Below are 12790 nucleotides of genomic sequence, written 5' to 3' on the forward strand. Positions count from 1 at the left end.
CAAAGATGCAAGGACTTCTAGGTTCGTGCGCCTGAGTCGCGCGTCTGCAGATAGGCCAGCAGCGCGTCGGCGGCTGCTTCGGATGGATCCGGCATGCCACGCCCCATCCGATCCAGCGCGGCGTATTGCTCGGCGGTCTGGCGGGCGCGGAGTTCGGGGTCGTCCAGAAGCCGGGCGACCTCCCGCGCGAGCCCCTCACCTTCGCAAGCGTCCTGGATCAGTTCCGGCGCGATGGTCTTGCCGGCGGCGATGTTGAAGAGCGTGATCCATTTGGGCTTCATCAGCCGCTTGGCGATGAAGTAGGTCACCGCGCTGGTCTTGTAGCCGACCACCATCGGCCGGCCGGCCAGGGCCAGTTCGGTCGTCACCGTGCCGCTGCACGCCAGGGCGACATCGCCGGCGACGAAGGCGTCGTCCTTGAGCTGCTCGTCTTCGATCACATGGGCGCGGAACGGCCAACCTGCGACACGGGCCTTCACCGCCTCGGACACCGTGTAGGCGGCGGGGATGACGACGACGAGTTCCGGCCGATCAGCCTTCAGGCGACGCACCGCGTCCTCGAAGGCCGGCATCACGCGCTCGATCTCGGAGGGGCGGCTGCCCGGCAGGATCAGCAGGATCGGATCGCTGGCCGACGCGCCTACCGCCGCGCGCAGACGCGCGCCTTCGGCATGGTCGAAGCGCTTGGCCAAGGCCGAGTTGCCGACGAAGACGCTGTCCAGCCCGGCGGCGTCGAAATACGGCTTGTCCATCGGCTGGATCGACAGCAGCAGATCGACGGACTGGGCCAGCGACCGGGCCCGACCGGGACGATAGGCCCAGACCTGCGGCGCAACGTACTTCACCAGCGGCAGATTGGGGTCGAGCTTCCGAAGGGCGTGGGCCAGGCGGATGTTGAAACCCCAGCTGTCAATGAGGACGGCCACGTCGGGCTTTTCCCGCGCCGTGAGGGCCACAGTGTCCTTCAGGCGGGCCATGACCATCGGATAGGCCTTCAGCCCCTCCAGGATGCCCAGGATCGACAGCTGGGCGATATCGAAGGGGCTCTCCACCCCCTGCTCGGCCATCTTGGCCCCGCCGACGCCGACGAAGGCCACCTGGTCGCCCAGCCGCGCCCGCAGCGCCTTAGCCAGACCAGCGCCCAGGGCGTCGCCCGAGACCTCGGCGGCCACGAGCATGATCTTCAAGGGCCGGCTCACGGCCTGCCCTGCGGGTCGACCCCCAGCACGAAGAGACCCAGATCGTCGGCCGTGGCGATGACGGCGTCGCGATCGACGACCAGCAGACGGCCTGTCTCGCCCACCACGCCAGCCAGGCCGGCGCGGGCGGCGCGCTGGATAGTGGCGACGCCGATGGTCGGCAGGTCGACCTTGGTCTCTTGGATCGGCTTGGGCGCCTTGGCCAGCACGCCCTTGAAGGCTTCGGCAGAACCCCGGATGGCTTGGGGAAGCTGCTCTACGCGGCGGAGCATGGCGTCGGTGCCTTCTTGGGCCTCCACGGCCAGGACCAGCCCGTCGCAGACGACGGCGCCCTGCCCGACGTCCAGGCGACCGATCTCGCGCGCCACCATCAGGGCCTTGTCGATGTCGGCCATGTGCTCTGGTTTGGGCGAGACCTTGCCCAGGCGGCCTTGCGGCAGGGTCATTTCCCCGACCACCTCGTGCGCGCCCTCGATCTCGAAACCTTCCTTCTCGAATTCGTCGAGCACGCGGCGCAGCAAGGCGTCGTCGCCCCGCCGAGCGGCCACGATCAGGCTGGGCAGGGCCTTCAGGCCCCGTGCGTCTGGCATCAGGGTCGAGAAGTCAGGACGGCTGACATTGCCGGCGAAGCAGACGACTTCGCAGCCTTCTGCCCGCAGCGCCTTGAACATCTTGCCGAACTCGCCGAGGCCGACCTCATGGCCCGGATAGCGCGCCAGCGAGGGGTCGGCGAAGCTCTTCAGGCGCATGACCGCGAACGAGCGCCCGGCGGCCTGGCAGTGGGCCGCCAGTTCGACGGGAAGCGCCCCGCCGCCGGCGATCAGGCCCAGCTTGCGCATCACGGTTCCTAGACTTCCCGCTCGGGCAGGCAGAGCGGACGGTTGGCGTCGGCGCGGATGAAGTCGACGATTTCCATCACCTCGGGATTGCCGGCGTGGATCTCGGCCACGTCGTCGAGGCGTTCCTGGAAGGTGCCTTCGTCGGCGAACATCAGGCGATAGGCCGCGCGCAGGGCGTTGATCGTCTCGCGCGAGAAGCCCCGGCGCTTGAGGCCGACTAGGTTCAAGCCTTCCAGGTGCGCGTGGTTACCCCACACCGAGCCGTACGGAATGACGTCCTTGGTCACGGCGGCCAGGCCGCCGATGAAGCTGTAGCGGCCGATGCGCGAGAACTGGTGCGCAGCGGCTAGGCCGCCCATGAACACGTAGTCGCCGATCGAGACGTGACCGCCCAGGGTCGCGCCTTTGGCCAGGACCACGAAGTCGCCGACCGTGCAGTCGTGGGCGACGTGCGAGCCGACCATGTAGAGGCCGTCCGAACCGATCAACGTCACGCCCTTACCCGACGCCGTGCCCGTGTGCATGGTCACGTGCTCGCGGATGATATTGCGCGGACCGATCAGCAGTTCGGTCTTCTCGCCCTTGTGGCCCAGGTGCTGCGGGGGGCCGCCCAGATTAGCGAACGAATGGACGACGCAGCCTTCGCCCAGTGTCGTCGCGCCTTCCACCACCACGTGCGACAGCAGGCGAACACCGGCCTCTAGCGTCACATCGGGGCCGACGATGCTGTAGGGCCCGATCTCGACGTCCGAGGCGATCTTGGCCTCGGGCGCGATGATGGCGGTCGGGTGGATCGTCATGCCTTGGGTCCCGTATCGACCACCATGGCGGCGAACTCGGCCTCGGCGGCCACCTTGTCGCCGACCTTGGCGACGCCCTTGAACTTGAAGATCGACGAGCGCGCGCGGACGACCTCGACTTCCATGCGGATCACGTCGCCGGGGCGCACGGGATTGCGGAAGCGGGCGTTGTCGACCGACATGAAGAAGATGGTCTTGCCCTCGGTGTCGACTTCCAGCGACTTGCTCATCAGCACCGCGCCCGTCTGGGCCAGGGCTTCGATGATCAGCACACCGGGCATCACCGGATTGCCTGGGAAGTGGCCCTGGAAAAACGGCTCGTTGATCGTCACGCACTTGATGCCGACGATCGACTTGTGCGGCTCGTAGGCTTCGGCCCGATCGACCAGCAGGAACGGGTACCGGTGCGGGATGCGCGCCAGGATCTCCGCGATGTCGATATCGGTCTGCACCGTTTGCTCGGCGTCTTGGCCCATACTCAGCCCCTCGTCCCTCGGCCGCCCGCCATGCGCGACAGCCATGCGGTCTCCCGAAGCCACCGCTTGAGCGGTCGCGCCGGGAAGCCCGTCCAAGTTTCACCTTCCGGCACGTCCTTGAACACCGAGGCGGCCGCCCCGATGCTCGCGCCCGAGCCGATGTTCAAATGGTCGGCGACGCCGGCCTTGCCGCCGAATGCGACGCCGTCGCCGACGATCGTACTGCCCGACAGCCCGGTATAGGCCGCCAGCACGCAATTGCGTCCTACACGGACGTTGTGCGCGACATGCACCAGGTTGTCGATCTTGGTGTTTTCACCGACGGTCGTATCGGCGAAGGCGCCACGGTCGACGCAGCTGTTGGCGCCGATCGTGACGTTGTCCTGGATCACCACCCGGCCCAGCTGCGGCAGGTCGACCATGCCGCGCGGCCCGACGGCGGCGCCGAAGCCCGCCTCGCCCAGAACCGCGCCGGCCGAGACCGACACGCGGTCGCCCAGAAGCGCGAAACCGATGACGACGTTGGGACCGATGACGCAGTCGCGTCCGATCAGGACACCCGGACCGATGACCGCGCCGGGGCCGACGCGCGTGCCGCGTCCGATCCGAGCCCCCTGCCCGATCGTCACGTTCGGCGAGAGCAGGACGCCCTCTTCGAGCTCCGCTTCCGGGTGGACGGCGGATGAGCCCGGCTCGTGGCGGCGCGGCGTATGGAGGCGGCTGGCGGCGGCGGCCCAGGCGGCCTGCGGGTGCTTGGTGACCAAGGCGGCGCAGGTCGCGGGCAGAAAGTCGCGATGCTCGGGGCGCACGAAACAGGCCCCGGCCTTGGTGGCGGCGGCCGCGCCCTTGCGCTTGGCGTCGGAGAAAAAGCTGACCGCCTCGGCGTCGGCCGTATCAAGCGGCGCGGCGCAGAGGATCGGCCGGTCGCCCAAGGCGGCGTCCGCCAGTTCGGCGGCGCCGGCCCGGGCCAACTCGGAAAGCGCTGCCGGACCCAGGCTGTCGAAAAAACGCGGGTCCGGCATGGTTCCTCACGGCGAGAACGTTCCCCTAGGTAATCCTAAAGGAGACGATTCGCTTACTTATTGGTCGGTTGCAGAGCGCCGGCGCCCGGGACTTGTTGGTCCAGACGTTCGCGATCGAAGGTCAGGGTCTTGATGCGGGCGTCGAGGGCGGCGACCACGGCGTCGGTGATGTCCATCGACGGGTTGGCCAGCATCACCGACTCGCGGTCCAGCAGGACGCTGCACTTCTGGGCCTGGTAGACCTGCTTGATCGGCGTATCCAGCTCTTGATAGACGCGGGCCAGCGCCTTCTGCTCGGTCGCTTCCACTTCCTTCTGGCGCAGCTGGCCCTTGCGCTGCCAGGCGTTCGACTTGGCTTGCAGGGTGGCGGCCTGTTGCTCCAGGGCGTCTTGGGCCGTGGTGGCCTTCTTGGCGTCCAGAGCCTTGGCTTCATTTTCCAGCGCCGTGCGTTCGCCGCCCAGTTCGGCGTTCACCTGCTGGATGATCGTGCCCAGGCGCGTGTTGACGGCCTTGCCGACGGCCGACTGGCCCACGGCGCGCTGGCTCGAGAAGATGCAGACGCCGGTCAGGGCCGGGCCATGCGTGACGGCCGGAGCGGCCGGAGCGGCGGGAGCCGTCTGGGCCGTGGCGCTGGTCGCGATGGCGAGAGCGACAACGCTGGTAGCGGCCGCGGACAGGAACTTGGACATGTTTATTGGAACCTTGTGGAGGTGGAGAACCGGAACGTTTCGGTTCGGTCGTAGCTTTCCTTGGCCAAAATGCGGCTGATATCGAATCGGATGGGGCCCATGGGGGACTTCCAGTCGATCGAGATACCGGCCGACGCACGCAGGCCCAGGTTATCCTTGATGTTCGGATCGAAGACGCCGGGCGACTTCTGACGATCCACATCGTCCAGCAGACCGGCCGTACCCACGTCGCTGAACAGGGCGGCCTTGATGCCGTACTGCTCGGGCAGGAAGGTTGGAACGGTCAGCTCGAAGGTGCTGATGGCGTAGAGCTTGGCGCCCATCGAATTGTAGGTGCTCGAGACGTCGCGCGGACCGATACCGGCGATCTCGAAGCCGCGGAACGAGGTGCCGCCGCGATAGAAGCGGTCGTTGATGCGGACGTTGTCGCCGCCCCAGCCCTCGATATAGCCGAACGAGCCGGTGGCGCTGAACACCAGTTCCTTGGCGATACCGTAGTACCAGCCGGCGTCCGCCTCGGTCTTGAGGTACTTCACGTCGCCGCCGATGCCGGCCAGATCCTGGTTCAGGTCGGCGAACCAGCCGCGGGTCGGGTTGATCGGGTCGTTGCGCTTGTCGATGCGCAGGCCGTAGCCGATCATCGAGGTGATGTAGGCGCCGCGTTGCAGGCAGAGGATCTGCGAAACCGAGCCGCTGGTGCAAAGGCTGTCGGCCACGTCCACCTCGTCCTGGCGGACGGTGTAGCGCAGGCTCATCGACGAGTCATTGGTCAGCGGGAAGCCGAAGCGGATGTCGCCGCCAACCGACTTGGTGTCGTAGGCCGCGTAGTCCGACAGGTCGTAGCGGAAGGTGTAGAGGTTCAGGCCCGCGACGAGGTTGCGGCCCAGGAAGCGCGGCTCGCTGAAGCCGAAGTCGATCTGCTGACGCAGCGAACCGACCGAGACGCGGGCGCGCATGTTCTGGCCGCGACCGCGGAAGTTCCGCTCGGTGATGCCGACGTCCAGGACCAGCTTGTCGACCGAGCTATAGCCGGCGCTGAACGACAGTTCGCCCGTCGGCTGCTCCTCGACCTTGACCCGCAGGCTGGTGCGGTCGGGGGCCGAGCCCGGATTGTCCTCGATCTCGACTTCCTTGAAGAAGCCGAGGCGACGGATGTTGTTCTTCGAGCGGTCGACCAGGACGCGGTTGTAGGCGTCGCCTTCCGCCACTTCCAGCTCGCGGCGCAGGACGTAGTCCAGCGTGCGGGTGTTGCCGACGATGTCGATGCGGTCGACGTAGACGCGCGGGCCTTCACGGACCTGGAACACGACGTCGACGGTCTTGGTTTCGCGGTTCGGCACGTAGCGCGGGCGCACGTCCACGAAGGCGAAGCCGGCCGCGCCCGCCGCGAAGGTCAGGGCGTCGGTCGCCTGCTCGATCTTCTCGTCTTCGTACAGCTGACCGGCGTGGATGGGCAGGATCTGGGCCAGCAGGTTGCCGTCCAGCTTCTTCAGCTCGGTCTCGACCGTGACCTTGCCGAACTTGTACTTCGGGCCCTCGTCCAGGGTGTAGGTGACCGCGAAGCCGTTCTTGTCCGGGGCCAGCTCGGCCACCGACGAGACGACGCGGAAGTCGAAATAGCCGCGGTTACGGTAGTGCTTGCGCAGCTGTTCGCGGTCGTACTCGATCCGGTCGGGATCGTAGTTGTCGTTGCTGGTCAGGATCTTGTACCAGCGGCTTTCCTTGGTCACGACCACGTCGCGCAGGTCGTTGTCCGAGTAGGCGCTGTTGCCGAGGAAGTTGATCCCCAGCACGCCGCTCTTGGGGCCTTCGGCGATTTCGAACACGAGATCGACGCGCTTTTGCGGCAGCTCGACCACCTTCGGCGTCACGGTCGCCGAGATACGGCCCGAGCGGCGATAGAGTTCGATGATGCGCTGGACGTCGGCCTGGACCTTGGCGCGGGTGAAGATGCCGCGCGGGCGGATCTGCACTTCGTCCTTCAGCTTGTCTTCCTTCAGGGACGAGTTCCCCTCGAAGACCACCTGGTTGATGATCGGGTTCTCGACGACCTTCACGACGAGGTCGCCACCCTGCATCTCGACCTTCACGTCGGCGAACAGTTCCGTGCGGGCCAGGGTCTTCAGCGCCAGGTCGAGGCGCTGCGAGTCGACCGTGTCGCCCGGCTGGATCGGCAGATAGGACAGCACCGTGCCCTGCTCGATACGCTCGTTGCCCTGGACGACGATGCGCTGGACCACGCTGGTCTGGCCGGCCTGTGCGAAGGCCTGCTGAGGAGCCACCAGGGCCGTCGAGCCGAGGAGTAGCGCCATACCAGTGGCGAACGCGGCGCTGCGGGCGCGAAGTTTGTTCATGGGACCAATCATGGACGAAGAGCGGGCGTTCACGTGAACAGGCCGCCGATGAATTTGAACACGTCGTAGCGGTTGAGGTCGTTCCATGCCGCGAACAGCATGAAACCCAGGATCAAGGCAAGCCCCGCGCGGAAACCGGCCGCCTGGAAATCCGCCCGTAGGGGCCGCTTGGCCACGGCTTCGTAGGCGTACATCAGCAGATGCCCGCCATCGAGGACCGGGATCGGCAGCAGATTCATGAAGCCGATGCTGACCGACAGGCTGGAGATCAGCACCATGCCGTTCAGGAGCAAGCGCAGCGCCATCGCGCCTGCGCTGGGAGCGCCCTCGACGCTCGCCTTGGCGACCGCGCCGGTGGTGTGACCGATGCCGATCAGGCCGCTGATCTGATCGGCGGGCACCTGGCCGGTGACGAGTCGGCCCAGATAGAAGCCGATCGTCTTGATCATGCCCCAGACCTCGACCGTGGCGTCGGGGATGGCGCTGAGCACGGTCGACTTCTCGAGACGGGAGAAGCTGGCGAGCTCCACGCCCATCTTGCCTTCCTTGACCCGGCCGCGGATGGCGTCCTGGCTCTCCACCAGCTTCGGAACGACGACCACGTGCTGGAGCTTGCCCGCGCGCTTCACCGTCAGGTCAACCGGCAGGTTGGCCCGGAGCGAGACGTAGGTCGTGATATCGCCCACGCCGCGGATCGGCTTGTCGCCGACGCGGACGAAGACGTCACCCGACTGCAGTCCGGCGGCGGCGGCCGGCGACCCGGGCAGGATGCGCTGCGCGGTCACCTCTCCGCGCGGATTGCCGATCACGACCAGGAAGACGGCCATGATCAGGATGGCCAGGATGAAGTTCGCGAGCGGGCCCGCGAACGCGATCAGCGCGCGCTGCCAGACCGGCTTGAAATGGAAGTAGCGATTGACGGCCGTCTCGCCCTCGCGCTCGACGATGGCGCGCTTCATGGCCGCAAGATCGTTCTGGTCCGGCACGCTGGCGGCGTTCTCATCGCCCGCGAAACGCACGAAACCGCCCAGCGGAATGGCGGCGATCCGCCACTCGACGCCGTGCTTGTCGCGCCACGAGACCAGCGGCCGGCCGAAACCGATCGAGAAGCAGTCGATCGCAACGCCGCAAGCCCGGGCCACCCAGAAGTGGCCCAGTTCGTGGACCGTCACCACGATGGACAACACGATGATCGTGGGAACGATGTAGAAAAGCAGGTTGATCATGTAGTGGCCGGGTCCCCCGGATCAGGTCCGGCGATGCTTTTGCGCGACAACCTCGGCCGCAATGCGGCGAGCGCTGGCGTCGATCATCATCGCGTTATCGACTGCGTCGCTATCCGCGACGGCGAGACTGCCAAGACTGTTCATTCGCTCGAGGGTCCCCGCCACCGCGGCGGCAATATCGAGAAACCCGATACGCCGGTCAAGGAAAGCGGCCACGGCCACTTCATTCGCGGCATTCATGGCCGCCGGCGCGCCGCCTGCAAGGCGAAGCGCCTCACGGGCGATTCCGATGGCGGGGAAGCGTTCCAGGTCCGGCGATTCGAACGTCAGCTGGCCGTAGGCGGCCAGATCCAGACGCGGCGCGGGCCACGGCAGACGGTCCGGCCAGGCGAAGGCGCAGGCAATGGGGCTGCGCATGTCCGGCGGGCCCAGCTGGGCCAGGGTGGAGCCATCGGCATATTCCACCAGGCTATGGATCACGGACTGGGGATGGATCACGACGTCGACGCGGTCTTCCGGGGTTCCGAACAGGTAGGAGGCTTCGATCATCTCGAGCCCCTTGTTCATCATCGTCGCGGAATCGACCGAAATCTTGGCGCCCATGGACCAGTTCGGGTGGGCGATGGCCTGCTCGGGCGTGGCGTCCGCCATGGCGGCCTTGTCCCAGGTGCGGAACGGGCCGCCCGAGGCGGTCAGGATCAAGCGGGCCACGCGGTGCGCGCACTCGGGCTGCAGCACCTGGAAGATCGCCGAATGCTCGGAATCGACCGGGATCACCGAGCCGCCCGCCGCCTTGGCGATGGCCAGCAAGGCCGGACCGGCGCAGACGAGGCTTTCCTTGTTGGCCAGGGCGATGACCGCGCCGGTGCGGGCGGCGGCCACGGTCGGCGCCAGGCCGGCCGCGCCGACGATCGCCGACATCACCCAGTCCGCGCCCATGGCGGCGGCCTCACTGACGGCGCCAGCGCCCGCGGCGGCGCGCACGCCCGTACCGGCCAGGCCATCCTTCAGGGCTTGGAGTTTGGTTTCGTCCTCGATGACGGCGACCTGGGGCTTCCACTGCCTGGCCTGCTCGATCAGGCGCTCGACATTGCGACCGGCCGTCAGGGCCAGGATCTCCACCGGCGCGCCGGACTCCTGGAACAGGCTGAGGGTGGAAACGCCGATCGAACCCGTCGAACCCAGCACCACGACTTTGCGGGCCAAGGTCAATGGCCCCACTTCACGTGATCGATCAAACGGATAGCCGCGACGACGATGGCCGCGAACATCAGGCCGTCCACGCGATCGAGCACCCCGCCATGGCCGGGGATGATGTCGCCGCTATCCTTCACGCCGAAGCGGCGCTTGAGCATCGATTCCCACAGATCGCCGGCCATCGTCGCCAGGCCGCCGAGCAGACCGACCAGCGCCGCCGCCGGCCAGACCAGCTTCAGATTGAAGAAGTAGGCGATCAGCACCGCGCCGATCATGGCGGCCACCAGGCCGCCAATGAAGCCCGACCAGGTCTTGTTGGGCGAGATCTGGGGCCACAGCTTGGGCCCTTTGAAGATGCTGCCGGCCACATAGGCGAAGATGTCGGCGAACCAGGTGACCACGAACAGCAGCAGGGTCCAACGCAGACCATCGGGCAGCGAACGGACCCAGACCATCGCGATGACGGCGGGCGCGATATAGACGACTCCATAGGCCGCGTCGGCCCGGCGCTCGACCGCGCCCCGCGCGATCAGTCCGGCCAGGAAGGCGCCGACCAGCACGACCGACCAGGCAATCAGGAACTGGTGCAGGAAGGCGGCGACGACCGCGATGGCGCAGAACACCCCGACCACGCCGCCCACGGCGTTCGGAGCCTTGGGCGCGCTGATCTTGCCCCACTCACGGGCCAGGAGCGCCGTGCAGACAAGGGCGAGGGCCAGGAACCAATAGGTTCCCAGCCAGATGGCGGCCACGACCGTAGGCACCAGCACGGTGGCCGAAACCACGCGCATTCGAAGATTGCCCCAGTTGAAGCGCTTAGCCGGCGACGGCGACGTCATCGGCCGCGATCCCTCCATAACGTCGATCCCGCCCGCGGTATTCGGCGATAGCCGCCGCCAGGGCCTCGGGGCCGTAATCGGGCCAGAGCACGTCCTGGAAGACGAGCTCGGCATAGGCGCATTCCCAGAGCAGGAAATTCGAGATGCGGCGCTCGCCGCTGGTGCGCACGATCAGGTCCGGCGCGGGTGCCGAGGCCGTCGACAGAAAACGCTCGAACGTCTCTTCGGTAAGGTCCGAGGCCTTGGCCTCGCCGCGCTCGACCTTCTCGGCGAAGGCGCGCGCGGCGTCGGCGATGTCCGCCTGGCCGCCGTAGTTGAAAGCCACCTGCAGTGTGAACTCGGTATTGCCTTCGGTCCGCCGTTCGGCGCGCTCGATCACCTCGGCGATGTCCGCCGAGAGACCGGTGCGACGGCCGATGATGCGGACCCGGACGCCCGCCTTGGCCAGGCGCTCGAGGTCCGATTCGACATAGGCCTTCAGCAGGCTCATCAGCTCGGAGACTTCGTGCGCCGGGCGGCGCCAGTTCTCGGTGGAGAAGCCGAAGACCGTCAGAACGCCGACATTCTGGGACTGCGCGCCCTCGACGGTGCGCTTGAGCGCGTTGACGCCGGCCCGGTGACCCAGGACGCGCGGCATCCCCCGCTGCTTCGCCCAGCGACCGTTGCCATCCATGATAATGGCCACGTGCAGGCGTTCCCTGGACGCGCCCTCCCCGGCGCGACCCGAAACACCCTGCAGACCGGTGGTCGGCGGCATTCGCTTCAACCTTCCCTCGTTCCTCCCCTAAACACGCAAGGAGGCCGATTAGACCTGCATGATCTCTTGTTCTTTGGTTTTCAAGGCCTCGTCGACCCGCTTGATGGCCTCGTCGGTCATCTTCTGGACCTCGGTTTCCATCTTCTTGCGTTCGTCCTCGGCGATCGCGCCGTCCTTCTCGGCCTTCTTCAGGTCGTCATTGGCGTCGCGGCGGACGTTGCGGACGGCGATCTTCTGCTGTTCGGCATACTTGCCGGCCAGCTTGGAGAGCTCCTTGCGGCGCTCCTCGGTGGGCGGCGGAAGCGGAATACGCAGGTTCTGGCCTTCGACGACCGGGTTCAGGCCCAGGCTCGAGGCGCGAATGGCCTTCTCGACCGCGACGACGACGCCCCGGTCCCAGACGCTGACATTGATCTGGCGCGGCTCAGGCACGCTGACCGAAGCCACCGCGTTCAGCGGCGTGGTCGAGCCATAGGCGTCGACCATGATCTGGTCCAGCAGGCTGGCCGACGCGCGTCCGGTGCGCAGACTGCTGAATTCTTCCTTCAGGGCAACGATGGCCTTGTCCATGCGATCGCGATAACGCGAGAGGACGGGTTTTTCGGCGGCGGCCATGTGGGCTCTCCTCGCTGGTCTCTAGTTCGTCTTAAGCGGTGCGGTCTTCGGCGACCACGGTGTAGGTCCCCTCGCCTCGCAGGACGCCCAGCAGATTGCCGCGCCCCTTGATCGAGAAGACCACGATCGGAATGTTGCTGTCGCGCATGAGCGCCACGGCCGAAGCGTCCATGACGCGCAGGTCCTTGGCCAGGACGTCCATATAGCTCAGGCGGTCGTAGCGCTCGGCCTTCGGATCCTTCTTGGGATCGGCCGTATAGACGCCATCGACGCTGGTGCCCTTGAACAGGGCGTCGCACTGCATCTCGGCCGCGCGCAGGGCCGCGGCGGTGTCGGTGGTGAAGAACGGGTTGCCGGTGCCGGCGGCGAAGATCACCACGCGGCCTTTTTCCAGGTGACGCTGGGCGCGGCGACGGATGTAGGGCTCGCAGACCGTGGCCATCGGGATCGCCGACTGCACGCGGGTCTCGACGCCGATGCGCTCCAAAGCGTCCTGCATGGCCAGGGCGTTCATCACGGTGGCCAGCATGCCCATGTAATCGGCGCTGGAACGCTCCATACCCTTGGCCGCGCCGGCCATGCCGCGGAAGATGTTGCCGCCGCCGATCACCAGGCACAGCTCGACGCCCGACTTGACGATCTGGGCCACGTCCTCGGCCACGGCTTGGACGGTGTTGGTGTCGATGCCGTAGGGCGTGTCGCCCATCAGGACTTCGCCCGACACTTTCAGCAGGATGCGGCGGAACTTGAAGGGCGCGCTGGTATCGGACATGGGAC

The 12790-nt window shown here is 66.9% G+C and carries 13 protein-coding genes; all 13 read right to left on the reverse strand.

All coding sequences use genetic code 11. The annotated features are described in order from the left end of the window. Positions 1-17: 17 nt before the first annotated feature. The 13 genes from lpxB to pyrH are packed head-to-tail and all read right to left on the reverse strand — an operon-like array spanning position 18 to position 12785. The gene (gene lpxB / locus AC07NN_RS08960; RefSeq protein WP_494639728.1) at positions 18-1199 is read right to left on the reverse strand and encodes a lipid-A-disaccharide synthase; all 1182 of its coding nucleotides are present in this window, start codon (positions 1197-1199) and stop codon (positions 18-20) included. Continuing rightward, positions 1196-2038, reverse strand: a complete 843-nt coding sequence (gene lpxI / locus AC07NN_RS08965; RefSeq protein WP_494639730.1) for a UDP-2,3-diacylglucosamine diphosphatase — start codon at positions 2036-2038, stop codon at positions 1196-1198. The genes lpxB and lpxI overlap by 4 nt, the downstream gene beginning before the upstream one ends. Positions 2039-2046: 8 nt before the next feature. Continuing rightward, complete coding sequence (gene lpxA, locus AC07NN_RS08970; RefSeq protein WP_494639732.1) at positions 2047-2838, reverse strand: acyl-ACP--UDP-N-acetylglucosamine O-acyltransferase; 792 nt, start codon at positions 2836-2838, stop codon at positions 2047-2049. Further along, a complete protein-coding gene (fabZ, locus tag AC07NN_RS08975) occupies positions 2835-3314 on the reverse strand; it encodes a 3-hydroxyacyl-ACP dehydratase FabZ (RefSeq protein ID WP_494639734.1) in 480 nt (159 codons plus the stop codon). The genes lpxA and fabZ overlap by 4 nt, the downstream gene beginning before the upstream one ends. A 2-nt stretch (positions 3315-3316) precedes the next feature. Beyond that, entirely contained in the window at positions 3317-4336 is a 1020-nt protein-coding gene (gene lpxD, locus AC07NN_RS08980; RefSeq protein ID WP_494639736.1) for a UDP-3-O-(3-hydroxymyristoyl)glucosamine N-acyltransferase, read from the reverse strand. Positions 4337-4389: 53 nt separating this feature from the next. Next, complete coding sequence (locus AC07NN_RS08985; RefSeq protein ID WP_494639738.1) at positions 4390-5025, reverse strand: OmpH family outer membrane protein; 636 nt, start codon at positions 5023-5025, stop codon at positions 4390-4392. Between the two features lie 2 nt (positions 5026-5027). Beyond that, on the reverse strand, positions 5028-7391 hold the full coding sequence (gene bamA / locus AC07NN_RS08990; RefSeq protein WP_494639740.1) for an outer membrane protein assembly factor BamA: 2364 nt from the start codon (positions 7389-7391) through the stop codon (positions 5028-5030). Positions 7392-7408: 17 nt separating this feature from the next. Continuing rightward, positions 7409-8605, reverse strand: a complete 1197-nt coding sequence (locus tag AC07NN_RS08995; RefSeq protein WP_494639742.1) for a M50 family metallopeptidase — start codon at positions 8603-8605, stop codon at positions 7409-7411. 21 nt (positions 8606-8626) lie between these two features. Beyond that, positions 8627-9826, reverse strand: coding sequence for a 1-deoxy-D-xylulose-5-phosphate reductoisomerase (gene dxr, locus AC07NN_RS09000; protein ID WP_494639744.1), 1200 nt, complete (start codon positions 9824-9826; stop codon positions 8627-8629). Next, positions 9814-10659: a phosphatidate cytidylyltransferase gene (locus AC07NN_RS09005; RefSeq protein WP_494639746.1), complete on the reverse strand. Its 846-nt coding sequence runs from the start codon at positions 10657-10659 to the stop codon at positions 9814-9816. The genes dxr and AC07NN_RS09005 overlap by 13 nt, the downstream gene beginning before the upstream one ends. Beyond that, on the reverse strand, positions 10619-11398 hold the full coding sequence (uppS, locus tag AC07NN_RS09010) for a polyprenyl diphosphate synthase (RefSeq protein ID WP_494639748.1): 780 nt from the start codon (positions 11396-11398) through the stop codon (positions 10619-10621). Before uppS ends, AC07NN_RS09005 begins: the two co-directional genes overlap by 41 nt. Positions 11399-11446: 48 nt before the next feature. Then, on the reverse strand, positions 11447-12013 hold the full coding sequence (gene frr / locus AC07NN_RS09015; RefSeq protein WP_492861363.1) for a ribosome recycling factor: 567 nt from the start codon (positions 12011-12013) through the stop codon (positions 11447-11449). A gap of 31 nt (positions 12014-12044) precedes the next feature. Next, positions 12045-12785, reverse strand: a complete 741-nt coding sequence (pyrH, locus tag AC07NN_RS09020) for a UMP kinase (RefSeq protein ID WP_494639751.1) — start codon at positions 12783-12785, stop codon at positions 12045-12047. Positions 12786-12790: the final 5 nt, after the last annotated feature.

Source organism: Caulobacter sp. GW821-FHT09H08, from assembly GCF_059415885.1.

Bases quoted from the DNA above. Each gene is read 5' to 3' on its own strand.
- lpxI (WP_494639730.1), bottom strand. From the start codon at position 2,038: ATGCGCAAGCTGGGCCTGATCGCCGGCGGCGGGGCGCTTCCCGTCGAA.
- lpxA (WP_494639732.1), bottom strand. From the start codon at position 2,838: ATGACGATCCACCCGACCGCCATCATCGCGCCCGAGGCCAAGATCGCC.
- fabZ (WP_494639734.1), bottom strand. From the start codon at position 3,314: ATGGGCCAAGACGCCGAGCAAACGGTGCAGACCGATATCGACATCGCG.
- lpxD (WP_494639736.1), bottom strand. From the start codon at position 4,336: ATGCCGGACCCGCGTTTTTTCGACAGCCTGGGTCCGGCAGCGCTTTCC.
- AC07NN_RS08985 (WP_494639738.1), bottom strand. From the start codon at position 5,025: ATGTCCAAGTTCCTGTCCGCGGCCGCTACCAGCGTTGTCGCTCTCGCC.
- bamA (WP_494639740.1), bottom strand. From the start codon at position 7,391: ATGATTGGTCCCATGAACAAACTTCGCGCCCGCAGCGCCGCGTTCGCC.
- AC07NN_RS08995 (WP_494639742.1), bottom strand. From the start codon at position 8,605: ATGATCAACCTGCTTTTCTACATCGTTCCCACGATCATCGTGTTGTCC.
- AC07NN_RS09005 (WP_494639746.1), bottom strand. From the start codon at position 10,659: ATGGAGGGATCGCGGCCGATGACGTCGCCGTCGCCGGCTAAGCGCTTC.
- uppS (WP_494639748.1), bottom strand. From the start codon at position 11,398: ATGCCGCCGACCACCGGTCTGCAGGGTGTTTCGGGTCGCGCCGGGGAG.
- frr (WP_492861363.1), bottom strand. From the start codon at position 12,013: ATGGCCGCCGCCGAAAAACCCGTCCTCTCGCGTTATCGCGATCGCATG.
- pyrH (WP_494639751.1), bottom strand. From the start codon at position 12,785: ATGTCCGATACCAGCGCGCCCTTCAAGTTCCGCCGCATCCTGCTGAAA.